21 protein-coding genes are annotated in these 17379 nt (G+C 64.1%); 13 read left to right on the top strand and 8 right to left on the bottom strand.

Going from position 1 to position 17379, the window contains the following annotated elements:
• Nucleotides 1-13: 13 nt before the first annotated feature.
• Nucleotides 14-601, bottom strand: a complete 588-nt coding sequence (locus tag ACF8C6_RS04530) for a DUF4124 domain-containing protein (protein WP_392498202.1) — start codon at nucleotides 599-601, stop codon at nucleotides 14-16.
• Nucleotides 602-624: 23 nt separating this feature from the next.
• Nucleotides 625-1266 carry an orotate phosphoribosyltransferase gene (gene pyrE, locus ACF8C6_RS04525; protein WP_392498201.1) on the bottom strand — a complete coding sequence of 214 codons (642 nt, stop codon included), beginning with the start codon at nucleotides 1264-1266 and terminating at the stop codon, nucleotides 625-627.
• 92 nt (nucleotides 1267-1358) lie between these two features.
• Between pyrE and ACF8C6_RS04520 the strand changes: the two genes are divergently transcribed.
• Nucleotides 1359-2138 carry an exodeoxyribonuclease III gene (locus ACF8C6_RS04520; protein ID WP_392498200.1) on the top strand — a complete coding sequence of 260 codons (780 nt, stop codon included), beginning with the start codon at nucleotides 1359-1361 and terminating at the stop codon, nucleotides 2136-2138.
• A 19-nt stretch (nucleotides 2139-2157) separates the two neighbouring features.
• Here ACF8C6_RS04520 and ACF8C6_RS04515 read toward each other — a convergent pair whose 3' ends face one another.
• The 3 genes from ACF8C6_RS04515 to rph are packed head-to-tail and all read right to left on the bottom strand — an operon-like array spanning nucleotide 2158 to nucleotide 4259.
• The gene (locus tag ACF8C6_RS04515; protein WP_392498199.1) at nucleotides 2158-3093 is read right to left on the bottom strand and encodes a DUF808 domain-containing protein; all 936 of its coding nucleotides are present in this window, start codon (nucleotides 3091-3093) and stop codon (nucleotides 2158-2160) included.
• Between the two features lie 57 nt (nucleotides 3094-3150).
• Complete coding sequence (locus ACF8C6_RS04510; RefSeq protein ID WP_392498198.1) at nucleotides 3151-3516, bottom strand: DUF4870 domain-containing protein; 366 nt, start codon at nucleotides 3514-3516, stop codon at nucleotides 3151-3153.
• 23 nt (nucleotides 3517-3539) lie between these two features.
• Nucleotides 3540-4259, bottom strand: a complete 720-nt coding sequence (gene rph, locus ACF8C6_RS04505; protein ID WP_392498197.1) for a ribonuclease PH — start codon at nucleotides 4257-4259, stop codon at nucleotides 3540-3542.
• Nucleotides 4260-4408: 149 nt separating this feature from the next.
• On the opposite strand from rph, the gene ACF8C6_RS04500 reads away from it, so the two are divergent.
• From ACF8C6_RS04500 to ACF8C6_RS04475, 6 genes are all read left to right on the top strand, one after another.
• On the top strand, nucleotides 4409-5272 hold the full coding sequence (locus ACF8C6_RS04500; protein WP_392498196.1) for a YicC/YloC family endoribonuclease: 864 nt from the start codon (nucleotides 4409-4411) through the stop codon (nucleotides 5270-5272).
• Between the two features lie 41 nt (nucleotides 5273-5313).
• On the top strand, nucleotides 5314-5934 hold the full coding sequence (gene gmk / locus ACF8C6_RS04495) for a guanylate kinase (protein ID WP_392498195.1): 621 nt from the start codon (nucleotides 5314-5316) through the stop codon (nucleotides 5932-5934).
• A gap of 105 nt (nucleotides 5935-6039) precedes the next feature.
• Complete coding sequence (gene rpoZ, locus ACF8C6_RS04490; protein ID WP_068825230.1) at nucleotides 6040-6303, top strand: DNA-directed RNA polymerase subunit omega; 264 nt, start codon at nucleotides 6040-6042, stop codon at nucleotides 6301-6303.
• A gap of 63 nt (nucleotides 6304-6366) precedes the next feature.
• Entirely contained in the window at nucleotides 6367-8475 is a 2109-nt protein-coding gene (gene spoT / locus ACF8C6_RS04485) for a bifunctional GTP diphosphokinase/guanosine-3',5'-bis pyrophosphate 3'-pyrophosphohydrolase (RefSeq protein ID WP_277688047.1), read from the top strand.
• A gap of 47 nt (nucleotides 8476-8522) precedes the next feature.
• Entirely contained in the window at nucleotides 8523-8903 is a 381-nt protein-coding gene (locus ACF8C6_RS04480; RefSeq protein ID WP_277688046.1) for a RidA family protein, read from the top strand.
• 3 nt (nucleotides 8904-8906) lie between these two features.
• The gene (locus ACF8C6_RS04475) at nucleotides 8907-9641 is read left to right on the top strand and encodes a hypothetical protein (protein ID WP_392498193.1); all 735 of its coding nucleotides are present in this window, start codon (nucleotides 8907-8909) and stop codon (nucleotides 9639-9641) included.
• An 8-nt stretch (nucleotides 9642-9649) separates the two neighbouring features.
• Here ACF8C6_RS04475 and ACF8C6_RS04470 read toward each other — a convergent pair whose 3' ends face one another.
• Nucleotides 9650-10225 (bottom strand): DUF6436 domain-containing protein, encoded by a 576-nt coding sequence (locus tag ACF8C6_RS04470; protein WP_392498192.1) that lies wholly within the window; start codon nucleotides 10223-10225, stop codon nucleotides 9650-9652.
• A gap of 99 nt (nucleotides 10226-10324) precedes the next feature.
• On the opposite strand from ACF8C6_RS04470, the gene ACF8C6_RS04465 reads away from it, so the two are divergent.
• Nucleotides 10325-11263 (top strand): alpha/beta hydrolase, encoded by a 939-nt coding sequence (locus tag ACF8C6_RS04465; RefSeq protein WP_392498340.1) that lies wholly within the window; start codon nucleotides 10325-10327, stop codon nucleotides 11261-11263.
• Here the strand turns inward: ACF8C6_RS04465 and ACF8C6_RS04460 are convergent, their stop codons facing one another.
• A complete protein-coding gene (locus ACF8C6_RS04460; protein ID WP_392498191.1) occupies nucleotides 11264-12031 on the bottom strand; it encodes a DUF2059 domain-containing protein in 768 nt (255 codons plus the stop codon).
• Nucleotides 12032-12094: 63 nt separating this feature from the next.
• Between ACF8C6_RS04460 and ACF8C6_RS04455 the strand changes: the two genes are divergently transcribed.
• The 3 genes from ACF8C6_RS04455 to ACF8C6_RS04445 are packed head-to-tail and all read left to right on the top strand — an operon-like array spanning nucleotide 12095 to nucleotide 13710.
• On the top strand, nucleotides 12095-12706 hold the full coding sequence (locus ACF8C6_RS04455) for a 2OG-Fe(II) oxygenase (protein ID WP_392498190.1): 612 nt from the start codon (nucleotides 12095-12097) through the stop codon (nucleotides 12704-12706).
• 2 nt (nucleotides 12707-12708) lie between these two features.
• Nucleotides 12709-13206, top strand: coding sequence for a DUF523 domain-containing protein (locus ACF8C6_RS04450; RefSeq protein WP_392498189.1), 498 nt, complete (start codon nucleotides 12709-12711; stop codon nucleotides 13204-13206).
• A gap of 60 nt (nucleotides 13207-13266) precedes the next feature.
• Nucleotides 13267-13710: a DUF4399 domain-containing protein gene (locus ACF8C6_RS04445; protein ID WP_392498188.1), complete on the top strand. Its 444-nt coding sequence runs from the start codon at nucleotides 13267-13269 to the stop codon at nucleotides 13708-13710.
• Nucleotides 13711-13782: 72 nt separating this feature from the next.
• Here the strand turns inward: ACF8C6_RS04445 and serA are convergent, their stop codons facing one another.
• The gene (gene serA / locus ACF8C6_RS04440) at nucleotides 13783-15012 is read right to left on the bottom strand and encodes a phosphoglycerate dehydrogenase (protein WP_392498187.1); all 1230 of its coding nucleotides are present in this window, start codon (nucleotides 15010-15012) and stop codon (nucleotides 13783-13785) included.
• Nucleotides 15013-15187: 175 nt separating this feature from the next.
• Here serA and ACF8C6_RS04435 point away from each other — a divergent pair, with 175 nt between their 5' ends.
• Nucleotides 15188-16582, top strand: coding sequence for an FAD-binding oxidoreductase (locus ACF8C6_RS04435; protein WP_392498186.1), 1395 nt, complete (start codon nucleotides 15188-15190; stop codon nucleotides 16580-16582).
• A gap of 137 nt (nucleotides 16583-16719) precedes the next feature.
• Nucleotides 16720-17379: fumarylacetoacetate hydrolase family protein (locus tag ACF8C6_RS04430; RefSeq protein WP_392498185.1), on the top strand; the 660-nt coding region annotated here is incomplete at its 3' end.

Below are 17379 nucleotides of genomic sequence, written 5' to 3'. Positions count from 1 at the left end.
GCGGGGTCGCTGCTCAGCGCCCCCGCAGCTCGATCAGACGTAAACGATCGGCCTCGAAAGATCGCTCGGCATCCTTGCGGGCCTGCTGATAGCGCTCGATATCCCTCTCCAGCCCCATCTGCTCGGCCTTGATATTGTCAATCTGCACAATCAGGTGCTCCGGAACCTGGCGACCCGCTCGCTCATGCTCGGCGGCCTGGGCCTGCAAGTTGGCCTGCTGCGTGCGCAGCGAACTCAGGTTGCTCCGCGCCACGCCGATCACACCATCCAGCTCGGCCAGCTTGCGGTCACGCGCGCGCTCCACATCGGCAGACTCCGAGTAAATGCGCAGCAACTGCGTATCCGAAGCCGCCTTGGCCTTCTCCTTCGCAAGGCGCTCACGCTCCTCCTTGCTCGGCGCCGGCGGTATTTCACGCACCACGCGCCCCTGCTCATCCACCACCTGGTAGCCCTTCTCGATGAACTCGGGCGGAACGCCCTGGCGATCGAGCACAGGCACGCCCCTGTCATTGAGGTAGCGGTAGTACTCCGCGGCATTGGCAGACATGACACAGCCAAGGCTTGCAAACAGGGTCAGGGCAAAGGACAGAGGCTTGAGCATGAACACATCCTGTTGTTATTCGACTAGATACCGTACTGCGCGCGGTAGGCCTCCACCGCCGGTAGATGCTTCTTCAGCTCGCTATCACCCGCCAGATAGTCCAACACCTGCTCCAGCGAGACAATACTGACCACCGGCATACCATAGTCACGCTCGACTTCCTGGATCGCCGACAGCTCGCCCTGCCCGCGCTCCTGACGATTGAGCGCAATCAGCACGCCCGCAGCCTGGGCCCCCTGCGCCTGGATGATCTGCATCACTTCGCGGATGGCGGTGCCGGCAGTGATCACGTCATCAACGATCATCACCCGCCCGGCCAGTGGCGCGCCGACCAGCGTACCGCCCTCGCCATGATCCTTGGCTTCCTTGCGGTTGAAACACCAGGGCAGGTCACGCTGGTGTTGTTCTGCCAGCGCTACCGCAGTAGCCGCCGCCAGCGGGATACCTTTGTACGCTGGCCCGAACAGCACATCGAAGTCGATCCCGGCGTCGACCAGAGCCGAAGCATAAAAGCGCCCCAGCTTGGCCAGCGCCAGGCCACTGTCGAACAGGCCTGCGTTGAAGAAATAAGGACTGGTACGCCCGGACTTGAGAGTGAACTCACCGAAACGCAGCACGCCGCGCTCGATGGCAAAACGAATGAATTCGCGTTGATACGCCTGCATGAAAAGCCCCGTACGGCACGGATTTAGCTATGAATTTAGCTAATAGGAATGAGCTCGGGTATCATACACGCACGTGTTTTTGGGGGCCATTTATGCGGATCATCAGTGTGAACGTGAATGGTATTCAGGCCGCAGTCGAGCGAGGCTTACTCAGCTGGCTGCAGGCGCAGAATGCCGACGTGATCTGCCTGCAAGATACAAGAGTCTCCTCCTTCGAACTGGACGATCCGGCTTACCAGCTGGACGGCTACTTTCTCTATGCGGCCGATGCCGAAGTGCCCGCCCAAGGCGGCGTGGCGCTCTATTCGCGCCTGCAGCCAAAGGCAGTGATCCACGGCCTTGGCTTCGAGATGGCCGACCGTTACGGGCGTTATCTGCAGGCCGATTTCGACAAGGTAAGTATCGCCACGCTACTGCTGCCTTCGGGCCAGAGTGGCGACGAGAGCCTGAACCACAAGTTCAAGTTCATCGACGACTTTACCGGCTATCTGGACAAGCAGCGCCGCAAGCGCCGCGAGTACATCTACTGCGGCTCGCTGTATGTGGCACACCAGAAGCTGGATGTGAAGAACTGGCGCGACTGCCAGCAGCTGCCAGGTTTCCTGGCGCCCGAGCGCGCCTGGCTGGATGAAGTCATCGGCAACATGGGCTATGTCGACGCCCTGCGTGAAGTCAGCCGCGAAGGCGACCAGTACAGCTGGTGGCCAGACAGCGAACAGGCAGAAATGCTCAACCTTGGCTGGCGCTTCGACTACCAGTTGCTGACCCCTGGCATGCGCCGCGTAGTACGCAACGCCAAACTGCCGCGCCAGCCGCGCTTCTCGCAGCATGCACCACTGATCGTCGACTACGACTGGCTGCTCAGCATCTGAGCAACCACATCGCAAGGCCTCAGGCGCGCAATGCGCCCCAGGCCTTGGCCACGACGCTTACCAGCAGCAGCACCAGCGCTCCGACCAGTACGCCAAACAGCGCATCAATCAGTGTTGGCGCCAGCAGTGCCAGCACAGCACCAACGGCAGGCGCGGCGGCAATCGCCTCAACCCAGTGATGGATCAGCTCGTGGGCACCCGGAATACCATGGGTGAGGATGCCGCCACCGACCATGAACATGGCCGCCGTACCCACCACCGACAGCAGCTTCATCAGCCAGGGCGCCAGCCACAGGATACCGCGCCCCAGGCTTTGCGCGGCCGCGCTGGCACGCCGACTCAGGTACAGCCCAAAGTCATCGAGCTTGACGATACCCGCGACCAGGCCATAAACACCGACCGTCATCAGCAGGGCGATACCAGACAGCACCAGCACCTGCTGGGTAAAGGCCTGCTCGGCCACCACCCCGAGGGTGATGGCAATAATCTCCGCAGAAAGGATGAAGTCGGTGCGCACCGCACCCTTGATCTTGTCACGCTCGAAAGCCTGCATGTCCACCGCAGGATCACCCAGCGCCTGGAGATGCTCGGCATGCTGTTGCTGCACCTCCTCCTTGCTGTGCAAAAACTTGTGCGCCAGCTTCTCGAAACCCTCGAAGCACAGAAAGGCACCACCCAGCATCAGCAGCGGCGTGACCAGCCAGGGGACGAAGGCGCTGATCAGCAAGGCCGCCGGCACCAGAATCAGCTTGTTGAGCAAAGACCCCTTGGCCACCGCCCAGACCACCGGCAACTCGCGCTCGGCCTTGACCCCGGTGACCTGCTGGGCGTTCAGCGCCAGATCATCGCCCAACACGCCGGCAGTCTTCTTCGCCGCCACCTTGGTCATTACCGAGACATCGTCCAGCACGCTGGCGATGTCGTCGAGCAGAGTTAACAGACTGGCTCCGGCCACTTCAGGCTTCCTTATATCAGTGGTAGTGAAAAAAGGCCCCGCATGCGGGGCCTGGAATTACTTGATCAACCGCCAGCACAGCGGATAGCGATAGGGCTTACCCTCATTGGCCTTGATCCCGCCAATAATGGTCAGTATCAGCGCGGCCAGACCGAGCAACGGCAGCAGGAGGAAGCCGATCACCACCACCATCAGCAGCATGCAAACCAGCACAGCGACGGATACGGTGATATGAAAGTTCAGCGCTTCCTTGCCCTGATCGTCGACGAAGGGATCGATGTCACGCTTGATCTGCCAGACCACCAGCGGCCCCAGCAGATTACCGAAGGGGATCAGCAGGCCGGCAAAGGCAGCGAAGTGACAGAACATCGCCCACTGGCGGGCGTCCTGGCTCGGGATGGGGCTGAGGTTCTGCTCGTCCATGCTGCTCTCCGCAAATGAGGTTATCAGTCGGCCAGACTGGCGCGTTGTAGCTCGAACAGCTCGCGCATGCCCTGCTGAGCCAGCGTCAGCATGGCATTGAGCTCCTCCGGCTGGAAGGGGGCGCCCTCGGCGGTGCCCTGCACCTCGATGAAGCCACCATTGTCAGTCATGACCACGTTGAGGTCGGTCTCGGCAGCAGAGTCCTCGAGATAGTCCAGATCGAGCACCGGCTCGCCCTGATAAATGCCGACAGAGACCGCCGCGACCATCTGCTTGAGCGGCTCGCCCTTGAGCGCACCGCGCTTCTTCAGCATTTTCAGGGCATCGACTACGGCCACCATGGCGCCGGTGATGGAGGCAGTACGGGTGCCACCATCGGCCTGGATCACGTCGCAGTCGACATAGATGGTGTTCTCACCCAGCTTGCTCATATCCAGCGCAGCGCGCAGCGAGCGGCCGATCAGGCGCTGGATTTCCAGGGTACGCCCGCCCTGCTTGCCCTTGCTTGCCTCGCGCTGGTTACGCTCACCAGTGGCGCGCGGCAGCATGCCGTACTCGGCGGTCAACCAGCCCTGGCCCTGGCCCTTGAGAAAGCGCGGCACACCGGACTCAACACTGGCGGTACAGATCACCTTGGTATCGCCAAACTCGACCAACACCGAACCTTCGGCGTGCTTGGTGTAGTTGCGGGTGATGCGCACGGAACGCAACTGGGTGGAAGCACGGCCGCTGGGACGTTTCATCTGCTGATACCTGTAGAAAAGCGAAAATCCCGGGCATCGCCGATGCCCGAACGTGCCGGCATTATAGCGCCGCGCCGCTGCAGATTGGGCCGACGGTCGCACTGCGCTACAATCTCGCGCCTCATTCGTCAGTCCACGAGGTTCTCCCCATGGTGCACAGCATGACCGCCTTCGCCCGCGTCGAGGGCGCCGGAGCCAACGGCACCCTGAGCTGGGAACTGCGCTCGGTCAACCACCGCTATCTCGAACCGCACCTGCGCCTGCCGGAAGCCTTCCGCGATCTCGAAGGCGCGGTACGCGAGGGCCTGCGCCAGGGCCTGTCGCGCGGCAAGGTGGAATGCACCCTGCGCTTCAACGAAGAGTCCGGTGGCAAGAGCCTGCAGGTCGACAGCGACCGCGCCAGCCAGTTGATCGCCGCGGCCGAGCAGGTCGCCGCGCTGATCCAGCAACCCGCCCCGCTCAACCCCCTGGAGGTCCTGGCCTGGCCTGGCGTGCTGGTGGCTGACGCCGCCGATCCGCAGGCACTCAACGCCGCCGCACTCACACTCTTCGAACAGGCCCTGACCGAACTGAAGAACGGTCGCGCCCGCGAAGGTGCCGAGCTGGCCAAGCTGCTCAACGAGCGCCTGGACGGCATTCAGGACGAAGTCGCCGCCCTGCGCGTGCTGATTCCGGAGATGCTGGCCAACCAGCGCCAGAAGATCGAAACCCGCTTCGCCGAGATGCGGGCCGAGCTCGATCCGCAGCGCCTGGAACAGGAACTGGTGCTGCTCGCACAGAAGAGCGACGTGGCCGAGGAGCTGGACCGTCTAAGCACCCACGTGACCGAGGTGCGCCGGGTACTCAAGGCCGGCGGCGCAGCAGGCCGACGCCTGGACTTCCTGATGCAGGAACTCAACCGCGAGGCCAACACCCTGGGCTCCAAAGCCTTCGACCCACGCAGCACCCAAGCCGCGGTCAACCTCAAAGTCCTGATCGAGCAGATGCGCGAACAGGTACAGAACATCGAATAAGTCGCCTAGGCTTCGAATAATCGTCTTTTCAGGATGCACTCATGACCGCCACCACCGGCACCCTCTACATCGTTTCCGCCCCGTCCGGCGCCGGCAAGACCAGCCTGGTCAAGGCCCTGATCGACAGCGAACCACGCATTCGCGTCTCCGTCTCGCACACCACCCGCGCCATGCGCCCGGGCGAGGAGAACGGAGTGAACTACCACTTCGTCAGCCACGACATTTTCTCCGCCATGATCGAGCGCGGCGAGTTTCTCGAGCACGCCCAGGTGTTCGACAACTTCTACGGCACCTCGCAGCAGTGGGTCGAGCAAACTCTGGCCGAGGGTTTCGACCTGATTCTGGAGATCGACTGGCAAGGCGCCCAGCAGGTGCGCAAGCTGATGCCGCTCGCCAAGTCGATCTTCATCCTGCCGCCGACCCAGGAGGCCCTGCGTCACCGCCTGACCAACCGTGGCCAGGACAGCGCGGAGATCATCGAGCGACGCATGCGTGAGGCCGTCAGCGAGATGAGCCACTATGTCGAGTACGACTACCTGGTGATCAACGATGACTTCGCCCATGCCCTGAGCGATCTGAAAGCCATCTTCCGCGCCAACCAGCTGCAGGCCCGCGTACAGACGCAACGCCACAGCGGTCTGCTTGGCGAGCTGCTGGTCTGACCGGCCAGCGAAAGGCCTTCCCTTAATGCTGGTGATTTTTTAGACTATTCAGTCCGCTCGCCCATCCGGGCCCAGCTTTATCTGCTATTTGCCACGAGGAACACCATGGCCCGCGTTACCGTTGAAGACTGCCTGGACAACGTCGATAACCGCTTCGAGCTGGTCATGCTGGCCACCAAGCGCTCCCGTCAACTGGCCACCGGCGGCAAAGAGCCCAAGGTCGCCTGGGAAAACGACAAGCCGACCGTGGTTGCCCTGCGCGAAATCGCCGCCGGCCTGGTCGACTCCGAGTTCGTCGCCCAGGAAGACCTGGTCGAGGAAGAGCCGCTGTTCGTTTCCTTCGAGGAAGAGGCCAACGAGCCTCTGTAAGCCCATGCCTGGTCGACGTTTGGCGGCACCGGGTCCACATCCAGCACGGCAGGAGGTGCAATCTTGCCGAGCATAGACGGACTCGCCGACAGACTCTCGACCTACCTGGCCGCGGATCAGGTCAACTTGGTTCGCCGCGCCTACTTCTATGCCGAGCAGGCCCATGACGGGCAACGTCGCCGCAGCGGCGAAGCCTACGTCACCCACCCGCTCGCCGTCGCCAGCATCCTCGCCGACATGCACATGGACCATCAGAGCCTGATGGCCGCCATGCTGCACGACGTGATCGAGGACACCGGCATCGCCAAGGAAGCGCTCACCGCGCAGTTCGGCGAGACCGTCTCGGAACTGGTCGACGGGGTCAGCAAGCTGACCCAGATGAACTTCGAGACCAAGGCCGAAGCCCAGGCCGAGAACTTCCAGAAGATGGCCATGGCCATGGCCCGCGACATCCGCGTGATCCTGGTCAAGCTGGCCGACCGCCTGCACAACATGCGTACCCTGGAAGTGCTGTCCGGGGAGAAACGCCGGCGCATCGCCAAGGAAACCCTGGAAATCTACGCACCCATCGCCAATCGCCTGGGCATGCACAGCATGCGCGTGGAGTTCGAAGACCTCGGTTTCAAGGCCATGCACCCGATGCGCTCCGAGCGCATCCGCGCCGCCGTGCGCCGCGCCCGTGGCAACCGCAAGGAAATCGTCGCCAAGATCGAGGAATCGATCCACGCCTGCCTACAGCGCGAAGGCTTGCAGGGCGAAGTGACCGGGCGCGAGAAGCACCTGTACAGCATCTACCAGAAGATGCGGGGCAAGCGGCGGGCATTCAACGAGATCATGGACGTCTACGCCTTCCGCATCGTGGTCGACAAGGTCGATACCTGCTACCGCGTGCTCGGCGCCGTGCACAACCTGTACAAACCGCTGCCCGGTCGCTTCAAGGACTACATCGCGATCCCCAAGGCCAACGGCTACCAGTCGCTGCACACCACGTTGTTCGGCATGCACGGCGTACCCATCGAGATCCAGATCCGCACCCGCGAGATGGAAGAGATGGCCAACAACGGCATCGCCGCGCACTGGCTGTACAAGTCCGATGCCGACGAAGCGCCCAAGGGCAACCATGCCCGCGCCCGCCAGTGGGTCAAAGGCGTGCTGGAAATGCAGCAGCGCGCCGGCAACTCGCTGGAATTCATCGAGAGCGTGAAGATCGACCTGTTCCCCGACGAGGTCTACGTCTTCACCCCGAAAGGCAAGATCATGGAGCTGCCCAAAGGCTCGACCGCGGTCGACTTCGCCTACGCCGTGCATACCGATGTCGGCAACAGCTGCATCGCCTGCCGCATCAACCGTCGCCTGGCGCCGCTGTCGCAGGCCCTGGAAAGCGGCTCGACGGTGGAAATCGTCACCGCGCCCGGCGCCCGCTCCAACCCGGCCTGGCTCAATTTCGTGGTCACCGGTAAGGCGCGCACGCACATTCGCCATGCCCTCAAGCTGCAACGCCGTTCCGAGTCGATCAGCCTGGGCGAACGCCTGCTGAACAAGACCCTGACCAGCTTCGACAGCCACCTGGAAAAGATCAGCGCCGAACGCATCCAGGCCGTGCTGGCCGAATACCGCGTGGACGTGATCGAGGATCTGCTGGAAGACATCGGCCTGGGCAATCGCATGGCCTACGTGGTCGCCCGCCGCCTGCTGGCCGAGAGCAACGACGCCGCGCCGAGCCCGGACGGGCCGCTGGCCATCCGCGGCACCGAGGGCCTGGTGCTGAACTACGCCAAGTGCTGTACGCCGATCCCCGGCGACCCCATCGTCGGCCACATCTCGGCCGGCAAGGGCATGGTGGTGCACCTGGAAAGCTGCAAGAACATCGCCGACATCCGCAACAACCCGGAGAAGTGCATCCAGCTCAACTGGGCCAAGGATGTCACCGGCGAGTTCAATGTCGAACTGCGCGTCGAGCTGGAACACCAGCGCGGCCTGATCGCCGTACTGGCCAGCACGGTGGCCGCTGCCGACGGCAATATCGAGAAGATCGGCATGGACGAGCGCGACGGCCGTATCAGCGTGGTCCAGCTGATCATCAGCGTGCATGACCGCGTGCACCTGGCCCGTGTCATCAAGAAGCTGCGCTCGCTGGCCGGCGTCATCCGCATCACCCGCATGCGCGCCTGAAGCTCGCAGCAGCCACAGAACAACAACCCATCGGAATCGGAGTTCCCATGAGCAAGACCGTCATCACTTCGCCCAACGCCCCGGCCGCCATCGGCACCTACTCCCAGGCCATCAAGGCCGGCAATACCGTGTACCTGTCCGGCCAGATCCCGCTGGACCCGAAGACCATGGAGCTGGTGCAGGGCTTCGAGGAGCAGACCGTGCAGGTGTTCGAGAACCTCAAGGCGGTGATCGAAGCGGCCGGCGGCTCGTTCAAGGACGTGGTCAAGCTGAACATCTTCCTCACCGACCTGTCCCACTTCGCCAAGGTCAACGAAATCATGGGCCGCTACTTCGAGCAGCCCTATCCGGCCCGTGCCGCCATCGGCGTTGCCGCCCTTCCGCGCGGCTCGCTGGTGGAAATGGACGGCATCCTGGTCATCGACTGATCCATGCGCCGTCTTGCCGCCCTGCTCCTGTGTGCCGGCCTGCTGGCCGGCTGCGCCGGCTCGGGCGGCAATCCCGACGGCACCTGGATCAACCAGCCGATCATCGACGCCGCCCGCCAGGGCGGACCGCTGCGCGAAGCCCTGCTGGCCTATGGCCCGGTGCTGGAATGGCGGCTCGACAGCCAACGCAACCTGGCCACCTACAGCAACGGCTTCGAAGTGCCGCAAGGGCGCCTGAGCGCCGACGAAGCCGGCCAGCTGACAGTGGCGTATCAGGGTGGCCTTCAGGAGCACCTGCAGCTCCAGGGCGAGCAACTGATCCAGCAGGCCAGCGACCAGGGCCCGCAGCAGCAGTTCAGCCGTGCAACCCGCGAGTTTGCCCTCGGTGCGCCGATTGGCAGTCACTTCGAGTGGGCACTGTACGAAGCCTACCTCGGCGGCAAATGGCTGATCCGTGAAGGCCAGGGGCAAGGCGGGCTGGTGCTGTTCCACCCGGACGGCAGCCTGGAAGGCCTGCCCGGCGCCGATCGTTATGCCCTGTGCCTGGCCGGTGACTGCGCCTCGATGGCCGGGGAAAACGACAGCCTGTGGCTACAGTTCGGCGAACAGGGCGCGCCCTGGATCTTCCAGCGCGAGGGCGACCGGTTGCGCATCCTCGAAGCCTTCAACAGCGCCGCACCGGATCAAATCCCGGAATACCGCCCCGGCCGCCAGGCCTGGCTGTTGCAGCGCGACTAAGCCCTGACTCAGCGCTCTTCCGGCGCCCAGTCACAAAAACAGCCCACGGCCAGATTACTGTCCGCACGCACCGGGCGCCCGGCGGCCAGCGCTTCGAGAATCGGCTCGATGAAACTGTTGCTCGACGTGCACAGCGCACCTTCGCTGTAGGGCCCGAAATAGGCCAGGCGACCCTGCTGATCCCAGATCGCCACCGCGGGGCTGGCCGGCAGCTGTTCGCTCCCAGGAATATGCGCCAACACCTGCAGCGCCTGCAGGCTCTGCGGCAGCTGCCCCTGGGTGCCCGCCTTGCGCACCGCATAGAACTGCACACCCTGGGGCAGATAGGTCTGCACCAACTCGCCAAGGTGCTGCTGGTTGCCGACGTTGCACGGGCAAGCCGGATCCCAGAAGTGCACCAGCCGGATCGGCCCAGGTCCGGTCAGTTCGGCAGGCAGTTGCAGCTGACGACCATCGAACAACTCGGTGCGGGCTTCGAAAGGACGGATATAGCGCGCCTGGAACCACCAGAACGCGACCAGCATGGCGCCAAGCCAGAAGAGGGCAAGCAGGCTGGCTAACAGGGTCTTGCGCGAGGACGACATGACGACGACACAGCGGAATGGGGCGCATAGCTTGCCACGCCGCGCCCGACAGCTGAATATCGGCGTTCACTCAGCGCAACCGAAAGCCCCATGACCGCCATGCCCCAACCCTTCCAGGCCGAGCGTCTGCGCAGCAGCCTGCGACCCTTGGCCGCAACCACCAATCTGAGCGCCGAAGGCCTGGCCTACCAGCGCTACTATGGCCTGGACCTGCCAGGGCAGCCGCAAGTGCGCAGCCGTCTGGGACGCTTCAGCAGCAGTGGCGTGGAACTGGTCAGCCAGCTATGGCTGCCGCCCGAGCCGCAAGGCACCCTGATTCTGCTGCACGGCTATTACGATCACATGGGCCTGTACCGCCATGTGATCGACTGGGCGCTCGGCCTGAACCTCGCCGTATTGGCCTTCGACCTGCCCGGCCATGGCCTCTCCGCCGGCCCCAGGGCCAGCATCGATGACTTCGCCGCCTATCAGCAGGCCCTGCAGGATCTGTTCGCCGAGGCCGCCAGCCTCGATCTGCCGCAACCCTGGCATCTGTGCGGGCAGAGCACCGGCGGCGGCATCCTCCTCGACTTCCTGCTCAACGGCGAGCCGCGCCCCGAGCCAGGCGCCATCGTGTTGCTCGCGCCACTCGTGCGGCCGCGAGCCTGGGGCCTGTCCAAGCTCAGTTACCACCTGCTGAGCCCGTTCAAGTCCGCCATCCCGCGGCGCTTTTCGGCCAACTCAACCGACCCGGCCTTCCTCGACTTCCTGCAACACCACGACCCCCTGCAGCCGCGCACCCTGCCGACCGCCTGGGTCGGCGCCATGGCACGCTGGATTCCGCGCATCGAGCGCGCCCAGTGCAGCCCGCTGCAGCCGCTGGTGGTTCAGGGCGAGGACGATATGACGGTGGACTGGCGCTACAACCTGGCCGTGCTGGAGCAGAAATTCGACCAGCCAAACATCCTGCGCATCCCCGGCGCCCGCCATCACCTGGCCAACGAGCATGAAGATATCCGCAGGCGCTACTTCGCTTTTCTCAGCGAGCATCTGCGCTGACTAGATGCCCTGCTGCGCGGGCGCCAGTTCGCTCGCGCCCTGTCCCGCGGCCAGCGCGGCACGCAGAGCAGCCAGGGCAGCCTGGTAATACGCTTGACCGCCCGGTGACTGGGCGAAGGTGACCAGCTCCTCCAGCTCCGGATCGGACAGCTCGCGATAGACATACAGCAGGGTGTCGTCGATCTGCCCCTCGATTTCACCGAGCAGGCGTTGGCGCTGGCTCTGCACCAGCATCTGGGTCTGCGCCTCGCCGAACAGGCCCGGCACCATCGAACTCAGGCTGTCCGCCGCCACACCGGCCAGCGCCAGGCTGACCTCCGCCCCCGCCTCGCTGGCCGGCAGCGCCTGGGCCAGATGGCGAATCAGCAGGCGACGGGTGGCATCGGCCTGGCTGGCCGGCAAGCCCTGGGCATGGGCGGCCAACTGGTCGCGACGGGTCGCCAGCGTCTCGGCCGCCACCACCTTGCGACCCACAGGCGACTCGAAGAACTGCAGCGCCGCGCGTGGTTCGGCCAGCTGCATGCGCAGCGCCGCCAGGGCCCGTTGCTCCATGGCCTGGGGTTCGAAGCGGCGATTACTGTTATCCACCAGCGCCTGGAACACCGCCGGCGGCAGGCTACCCTGGTAGCGCTGCTGCGCCACCTGCAGGGCATCACTGAAATGCGCGCGCTGCTCCGGCCAGCCGGCCGCCTGATACAGGCGGGCGTGGTCGTCGGCAAGGGCGGGAAGGCTGCACAGCAGCATAAGCAGGGTGAGAACGGCGCGCATGAAGGACTCCTGTCTGGCGCGGCTATTGTAGGGCGCCGCCGCCGGCACTGATAGAATCCCGCCATGCATAACCACCACCTCCAGCGGCATCTGCCGCAGATCATTGAAGACCTCGCCAGCCGGGGCTGGTCGCGGCTGGAAGACTTCCTGCCGCAGACTCTGACCCACGAACTGGCCGATGAGTGCCGCATGCGTGCCGAGAAAGGCGCACTGACCCCTGCCGGCGTCGGCCGCGGACAAGGCCTGGCCGTGCGTGAAGGGGTGCGCGGCGACAGCATTCAGTGGCTGGAGCCCGGCCAAAGCCAGGCATGCGATCAGTACCTGGCCGCCATGGACGAGCTGCGCCAGGCCCTCAACCAGGCCTTCTACCTGGGGCTGGATGACTACGAAAGCCACTTTGCCCTGTACCCGCCCGGCAGCTTCTACCAGAAGCACCTGGACCGCTTTCGCGACGACGACCGTCGTACCGTCTCGGCGGTGTTCTACCTCAACGCGAACTGGCAGACCGACGAGGGAGGCGCCCTGCGCATCTACCCCACGGACCTCGAGCCGCTCGATCTAGCGCCCCAGGGCGGCAACCTGGTGCTGTTCATGTCCGCCGAGCTGCCCCACGAAGTCCTGCCAGCCAGTCGCGAACGCCTGTCGCTGACCGGCTGGTTCAGGCGCAGGGCCTGAGCATGGAAAAACTCCTGGTCAGTCGCTGCCTGCTGGGCCACAAGGTGCGCTATGACGGCGGCGCCCACGGCCCCTTTGATTTGCTGCAACACTGGCAAGACGAAGGCCGCATCGTGCCGCTGTGCCCGGAAGTCGCCGGCGGCTTGCCCACGCCGCGCCCGCCGGCCGAGATTCCCGGAGGCCAGGGTGCGCAGGTGCTGGACGGCGCCAGCCCGGTCCTCACCCGTGACGGCGCAAACGTCACTGCTGCCTTCGTCGCTGGCGCCGAGATCGCCCTGCAACTGGTCCAGCAACATGGCCTGCGGGTCGCCGTGCTCAAGGCGCGCAGTCCATCCTGTGGCAATACGCACAACTATGATGGCAGCTTCAGCGGCACGCTGATCGAGGGCGAAGGGGTTACGGCGGCCCTGCTGCGCCGGGCCGGTATCAAGGTATTCAACGAAACCCAGCTCGCCGATGCGGCTGCCGAGCTACAACGCCTGGAGCAACGCGACGACTGACCGGGCAACCTGTTCCGGATGGCCTATGTTCAGTGCTGGAACACGCAAAAGGAGTCCAGCATGGTCAACTGCCTGCCTGGTCTGGGTCTAGCTGCCTTGTTGTGTGCCGGCACACTGCTGGCTCACGCCGAACCCGCCGCACCGCAATTGCCCGCCCCCGAGGGGGCTGAGGTCTATTTCATCGAGCCCGCTGACGGAGCGACTGTCAGTCAGACCTTCACCGTCAAGTTCGGTCTCAAGGGCATGGGCGTGGCACCGGCTGGAATAGATGCGCCCCCGGACACGGGTCACCATCACCTGCTGGTGGACGTCGACAACATGCCCCTGCTGGACATGCCGCTGCCGGCCAGCGAACAGATCCTTCATTTCGGCAAGGGCCAGACCGAGACCGAACTCACCCTGCCGCCCGGCCCCCACACCCTGCAGCTGCTGATCGGCGACAAGCACCATGTGCCGATGGAGCCGCCCGTGATTTCGGAGAAGATCAGCATCACGGTGCAGTGAAACTGCGTCGGCCCATCAGCGACAGGTACAAAAAAGGGAGGCCTCAGCCTCCCCTTTTCAACACCACCGAGCTTAGAACAGCACGCGGCTACGGATGGTGCCGTTGACGTGCTGCAGCTTCTCCAGCGCCAGGTCGGAGTACTCGGCATCGACGTCGATCACCACGTAGCCGACCTTGTCGTTGGTCTGCAGGAACTGGCCGGAGATGTTGATGCCGTTGTCGGCGAACACCTTGTTGATCTCGCTCATCACGCCCGGAATGTTCTGGTGGATGTGCAGCAGACGGTGCTTGCCCGCATGGGCCGGCAAGGCCACTTCCGGGAAGTTCACCGAGGACACCGAGGTACCGTTGTCGCTGTACTTGACCAGCTTCTCGGCCACTTCCAGGCCGATATTGGCCTGCGCCTCAGCGGTGGAGCCACCGATGTGCGGGGTCAGGATCACGCGATCCAGGCCACGCAGCGGGCTCTCGAACACTTCGTCGTTGGACTTCGGCTCGACCGGGAACACGTCAATGGCCGCGCCGATCAGGTGCTCGTCCTTGATCGCCTCGGCCAGGGCTTCCAGCACCACCACCGTACCGCGGGCGGCGTTGATCAGGATGCCGCCCTTCTTCATGGCGCGGATTTCCTTCTCGCCGATCATCCACTTGGTGCTTTCCAGCTCCGGCACGTGGAGGGAGACGATGTCGACCATGCCCAGCAGTTCGTGCAGGCTGGCGATCTGGGTAGCATTGCCCAGCGGCAGCTTGGTCAGCGGGTCGTAGAAAAACACCTGCATGCCCATGGCCTCGGCCATGACCGAGAGCTGGGTGCCGATGGAGCCGTAGCCGACGATACCCAGCTTCTTGCCGCGAATCTCAAAGGAGTTGGCCGCCGACTTGATCCAGCCGCCGCGATGGCAGGAGGCGTTCTTCTCCGGAATGCCGCGCAGCAGCAGGATGGCCTGGGCCAGCACCAGTTCGGCCACCGAACGGGTATTGGAATAGGGCGCGTTGAACACGGCGATGCCACGCTCACGTGCCGCGCCCAGGTCAACCTGGTTGGTACCGATGCAGAAGCAACCGACGGCGACCAGTTTCTTGGCGCAATCGAAGACCTCCTCGGTCAGCTGGGTACGCGAGCGGATGCCGATGAAATGCACGTCGGCGATCTTTTCCTTCAGCTCCTCGTCGGACAGGGCGCCCTTGAGGTACTCGATGTTGGTGTAGCCAGCGGCCTTCAGCACGTCGACGGCGTTCTGGTGCACGCCTTCCAGCAGAAGGAACTTGATCTTGCTCTTGTCGAGAGAGGTCTTGCTCATCGGAGTACCTGTGGTCCCACAAAAAGTGTCAGGAAAGCGGCCTTGGCCGGCCCGCAGATCGGCGGGGAGGCACGATCGGCGGGGTGCGTATGCTAACATACGCGCCCCGCGAAACTGCCACCCCTGGGCGATGAAGCGTTCTCAGGGTGACCATGAATTGTTCGAGAGTTCCCAGATGACCAATCCTGCCCTGATCGAAGAGCTGAAGACCCTGGTGGAGGCCGGCAAGGTGCTGACCGACGCCGACTCGCTGAACGCCTATGGCAAGGATTGGACCAAGCACTTCGCCCCTGCGCCGTCCGCCATCGTCTTCCCCAAGACCGTCGAGCAGGTGCAGGCCATCGTGCGCTGGGCCAACCAGCACAAGGTTGCCCTGGTGCCTTCGGGCGGCCGCACTGGCCTGTCCGCCGCCGCCGTGGCGGCCAATGGCGAAGTCGTAGTCGCGTTCGACTACATGAACCAGATTCTCGAATTCAACGAATTCGACCGCACCGTGGTGTGCCAGCCTGGCGTGGTGACCAAGCAGCTCCAGCAGTACGCCGAAGACAAGGGCCTGTACTACCCGGTGGACTTCGCCTCCAGCGGCTCCAGCCAGCTGGGCGGCAACATCGGCACCAACGCCGGCGGCATCAAGGTGATCCGCTACGGCATGACCCGCAACTGGGTGGCCGGCCTGAAAGTGGTCACGGGCACCGGCGAGCTGCTGGAGCTGAACCGCGACCTGATCAAGAACGCCACCGGCTACGACATGCGCCAGCTGTTTATCGGCGCTGAAGGCACCCTGGGCTTCGTTGTGGAAGCCACCATGCGCCTGGAACGCGCGCCGAAGAATCTCACCGCGATGGTCCTCGGCACCCCGGACTTCGACTCGATCATGCCGGTGCTGCACGCCTTCCAGAACAAGCTGGACCTGACCGCCTTCGAGTTCTTCTCGGACAAGGCCCTGGCCAAGATCATGGCCCGTGGCGACGTGCCACCGGCCTTCGAGACCGACTGCCCGTTCTACGCCCTGCTGGAGTTCGAGGCCACCACCGAGGAAGTCGCCAACCAGGCGCTGGAAACCTTCGAGCACTGTGTCGAGCAGGGCTGGGTGCTGGACGGTGTGATGAGCCAGAGCCAGCAGCAGCTGGAGAACCTGTGGAAACTGCGCGAGTACATCTCCGAGACCATCAGCCACTGGACCCCGTACAAGAACGATATCTCGGTCACCGTCGGCAAGGTGCCGGCCTTCCTGCACGACATCGACCGCATCGTCGAGGAAAACTACCCGGACTTCGAGGTGGTGTGGTTCGGCCATATCGGCGACGGCAACCTGCACCTGAACATCCTCAAGCCGGAGAACCTGTCCAAGGACGAGTTCTTTGCCAAGTGCGCCATCGTCAACCAGTGGGTGTTCGAGACCGTGCAGAAGTACAACGGCTCAATCAGCGCCGAGCACGGCGTGGGCATGACCAAGCGCGACTACCTGCACTACAGCCGCTCGGAAGCCGAGATCGGCTACATGAAGGCGATCAAGCAGGTGTTCGATCCCAACGGCATCATGAACCCGGGCAAAATCTTCCCGGTTTAAGCCCTATCCCCCCTCTCCCCTCGGGAGAGGGGCCGGGGGTGAGGGATTGCCGGGCCACTCCCAGCTGCCTGCGACACCCTCACCCTAACCCTCTCCCGGGGGGAGAGGGAACACAACGCCCACCCGAGGAGTGGCCCATGAGCTACCAACACCAGTACACCGACGGCACCCCGATCCACTTTCCGCTGGGCAAGGTGGTCTGCGTCGGCCGCAACTACGCCGAGCACGCCGCCGAGCTGAACAACCCGATCCCCACCGAGCCGCTGCTGTTCATCAAACCGGGCAGCTGCACCGTGCCGATGGATGAGGGCTTCACCATCCCGCAGGATCGCGGCGCCGTGCATTTCGAGGCGGAGATTGCCGTGCTGATCGGCAAGCCGCTGTCGAAGAAGCCCAGCGAAGAGGAAGTGCTGGACGCCATCTCCGGCTACGCCCCGGCGCTGGACCTGACCCTGCGCGACGTGCAGGCCAGGCTTAAGGAAAAGGGCCTGCCCTGGGAGCTGGCCAAGAGCTTCGACGGCGCCTACGTGCTGGCGCCCTTCGTCACCGCCGATGCGGTGGAGGATGTGCGTGACATCGGCATTCGCCTGAGCATCGACGGCCAGGTGCGTCAGGACGGCAATAGCCGCGACATGCTCAACCCCATCGTGCCGCTGATCCAGCACATCGCCGCCCATTTCAGCCTGCAGCCGGGTGATGTGGTATCCACCGGCACGCCCGCCGGCGTGGGCCCGCTGGCCAGCGGCGAGAGCCTGGAAATCGAACTGAGCGGCCTGTCGCGCTTCGCCACCCGCGTG

Source organism: Pseudomonas sp. zbq_18 (genome assembly GCF_043102245.1).
Lineage (GTDB): Bacteria > Pseudomonadota > Gammaproteobacteria > Pseudomonadales > Pseudomonadaceae > Aquipseudomonas.
This window is presented reverse-complemented; position numbering and strand designations above follow the sequence as displayed.

Excerpts from the sequence above, each read along its gene's own strand:
- ACF8C6_RS04530 (WP_392498202.1), bottom strand. The coding sequence starts at position 601 with ATGCTCAAGCCTCTGTCCTTTGCCCTGACCCTGTTTGCAAGCCTTGGC.
- pyrE (WP_392498201.1), bottom strand. The coding sequence starts at position 1,266 with ATGCAGGCGTATCAACGCGAATTCATTCGTTTTGCCATCGAGCGCGGC.
- ACF8C6_RS04520 (WP_392498200.1), top strand. The coding sequence starts at position 1,359 with ATGCGGATCATCAGTGTGAACGTGAATGGTATTCAGGCCGCAGTCGAG.
- ACF8C6_RS04510 (WP_392498198.1), bottom strand. The coding sequence starts at position 3,516 with ATGGACGAGCAGAACCTCAGCCCCATCCCGAGCCAGGACGCCCGCCAG.
- rph (WP_392498197.1), bottom strand. The coding sequence starts at position 4,259 with ATGAAACGTCCCAGCGGCCGTGCTTCCACCCAGTTGCGTTCCGTGCGC.
- ACF8C6_RS04500 (WP_392498196.1), top strand. The coding sequence starts at position 4,409 with ATGGTGCACAGCATGACCGCCTTCGCCCGCGTCGAGGGCGCCGGAGCC.
- gmk (WP_392498195.1), top strand. The coding sequence starts at position 5,314 with ATGACCGCCACCACCGGCACCCTCTACATCGTTTCCGCCCCGTCCGGC.
- rpoZ (WP_068825230.1), top strand. The coding sequence starts at position 6,040 with ATGGCCCGCGTTACCGTTGAAGACTGCCTGGACAACGTCGATAACCGC.
- ACF8C6_RS04480 (WP_277688046.1), top strand. The coding sequence starts at position 8,523 with ATGAGCAAGACCGTCATCACTTCGCCCAACGCCCCGGCCGCCATCGGC.
- ACF8C6_RS04475 (WP_392498193.1), top strand. The coding sequence starts at position 8,907 with ATGCGCCGTCTTGCCGCCCTGCTCCTGTGTGCCGGCCTGCTGGCCGGC.
- ACF8C6_RS04470 (WP_392498192.1), bottom strand. The coding sequence starts at position 10,225 with ATGTCGTCCTCGCGCAAGACCCTGTTAGCCAGCCTGCTTGCCCTCTTC.
- ACF8C6_RS04465 (WP_392498340.1), top strand. The coding sequence starts at position 10,325 with ATGCCCCAACCCTTCCAGGCCGAGCGTCTGCGCAGCAGCCTGCGACCC.
- ACF8C6_RS04460 (WP_392498191.1), bottom strand. The coding sequence starts at position 12,031 with ATGCGCGCCGTTCTCACCCTGCTTATGCTGCTGTGCAGCCTTCCCGCC.
- ACF8C6_RS04455 (WP_392498190.1), top strand. The coding sequence starts at position 12,095 with ATGCATAACCACCACCTCCAGCGGCATCTGCCGCAGATCATTGAAGAC.
- ACF8C6_RS04450 (WP_392498189.1), top strand. The coding sequence starts at position 12,709 with ATGGAAAAACTCCTGGTCAGTCGCTGCCTGCTGGGCCACAAGGTGCGC.
- ACF8C6_RS04445 (WP_392498188.1), top strand. The coding sequence starts at position 13,267 with ATGGTCAACTGCCTGCCTGGTCTGGGTCTAGCTGCCTTGTTGTGTGCC.
- serA (WP_392498187.1), bottom strand. The coding sequence starts at position 15,012 with ATGAGCAAGACCTCTCTCGACAAGAGCAAGATCAAGTTCCTTCTGCTG.
- ACF8C6_RS04435 (WP_392498186.1), top strand. The coding sequence starts at position 15,188 with ATGACCAATCCTGCCCTGATCGAAGAGCTGAAGACCCTGGTGGAGGCC.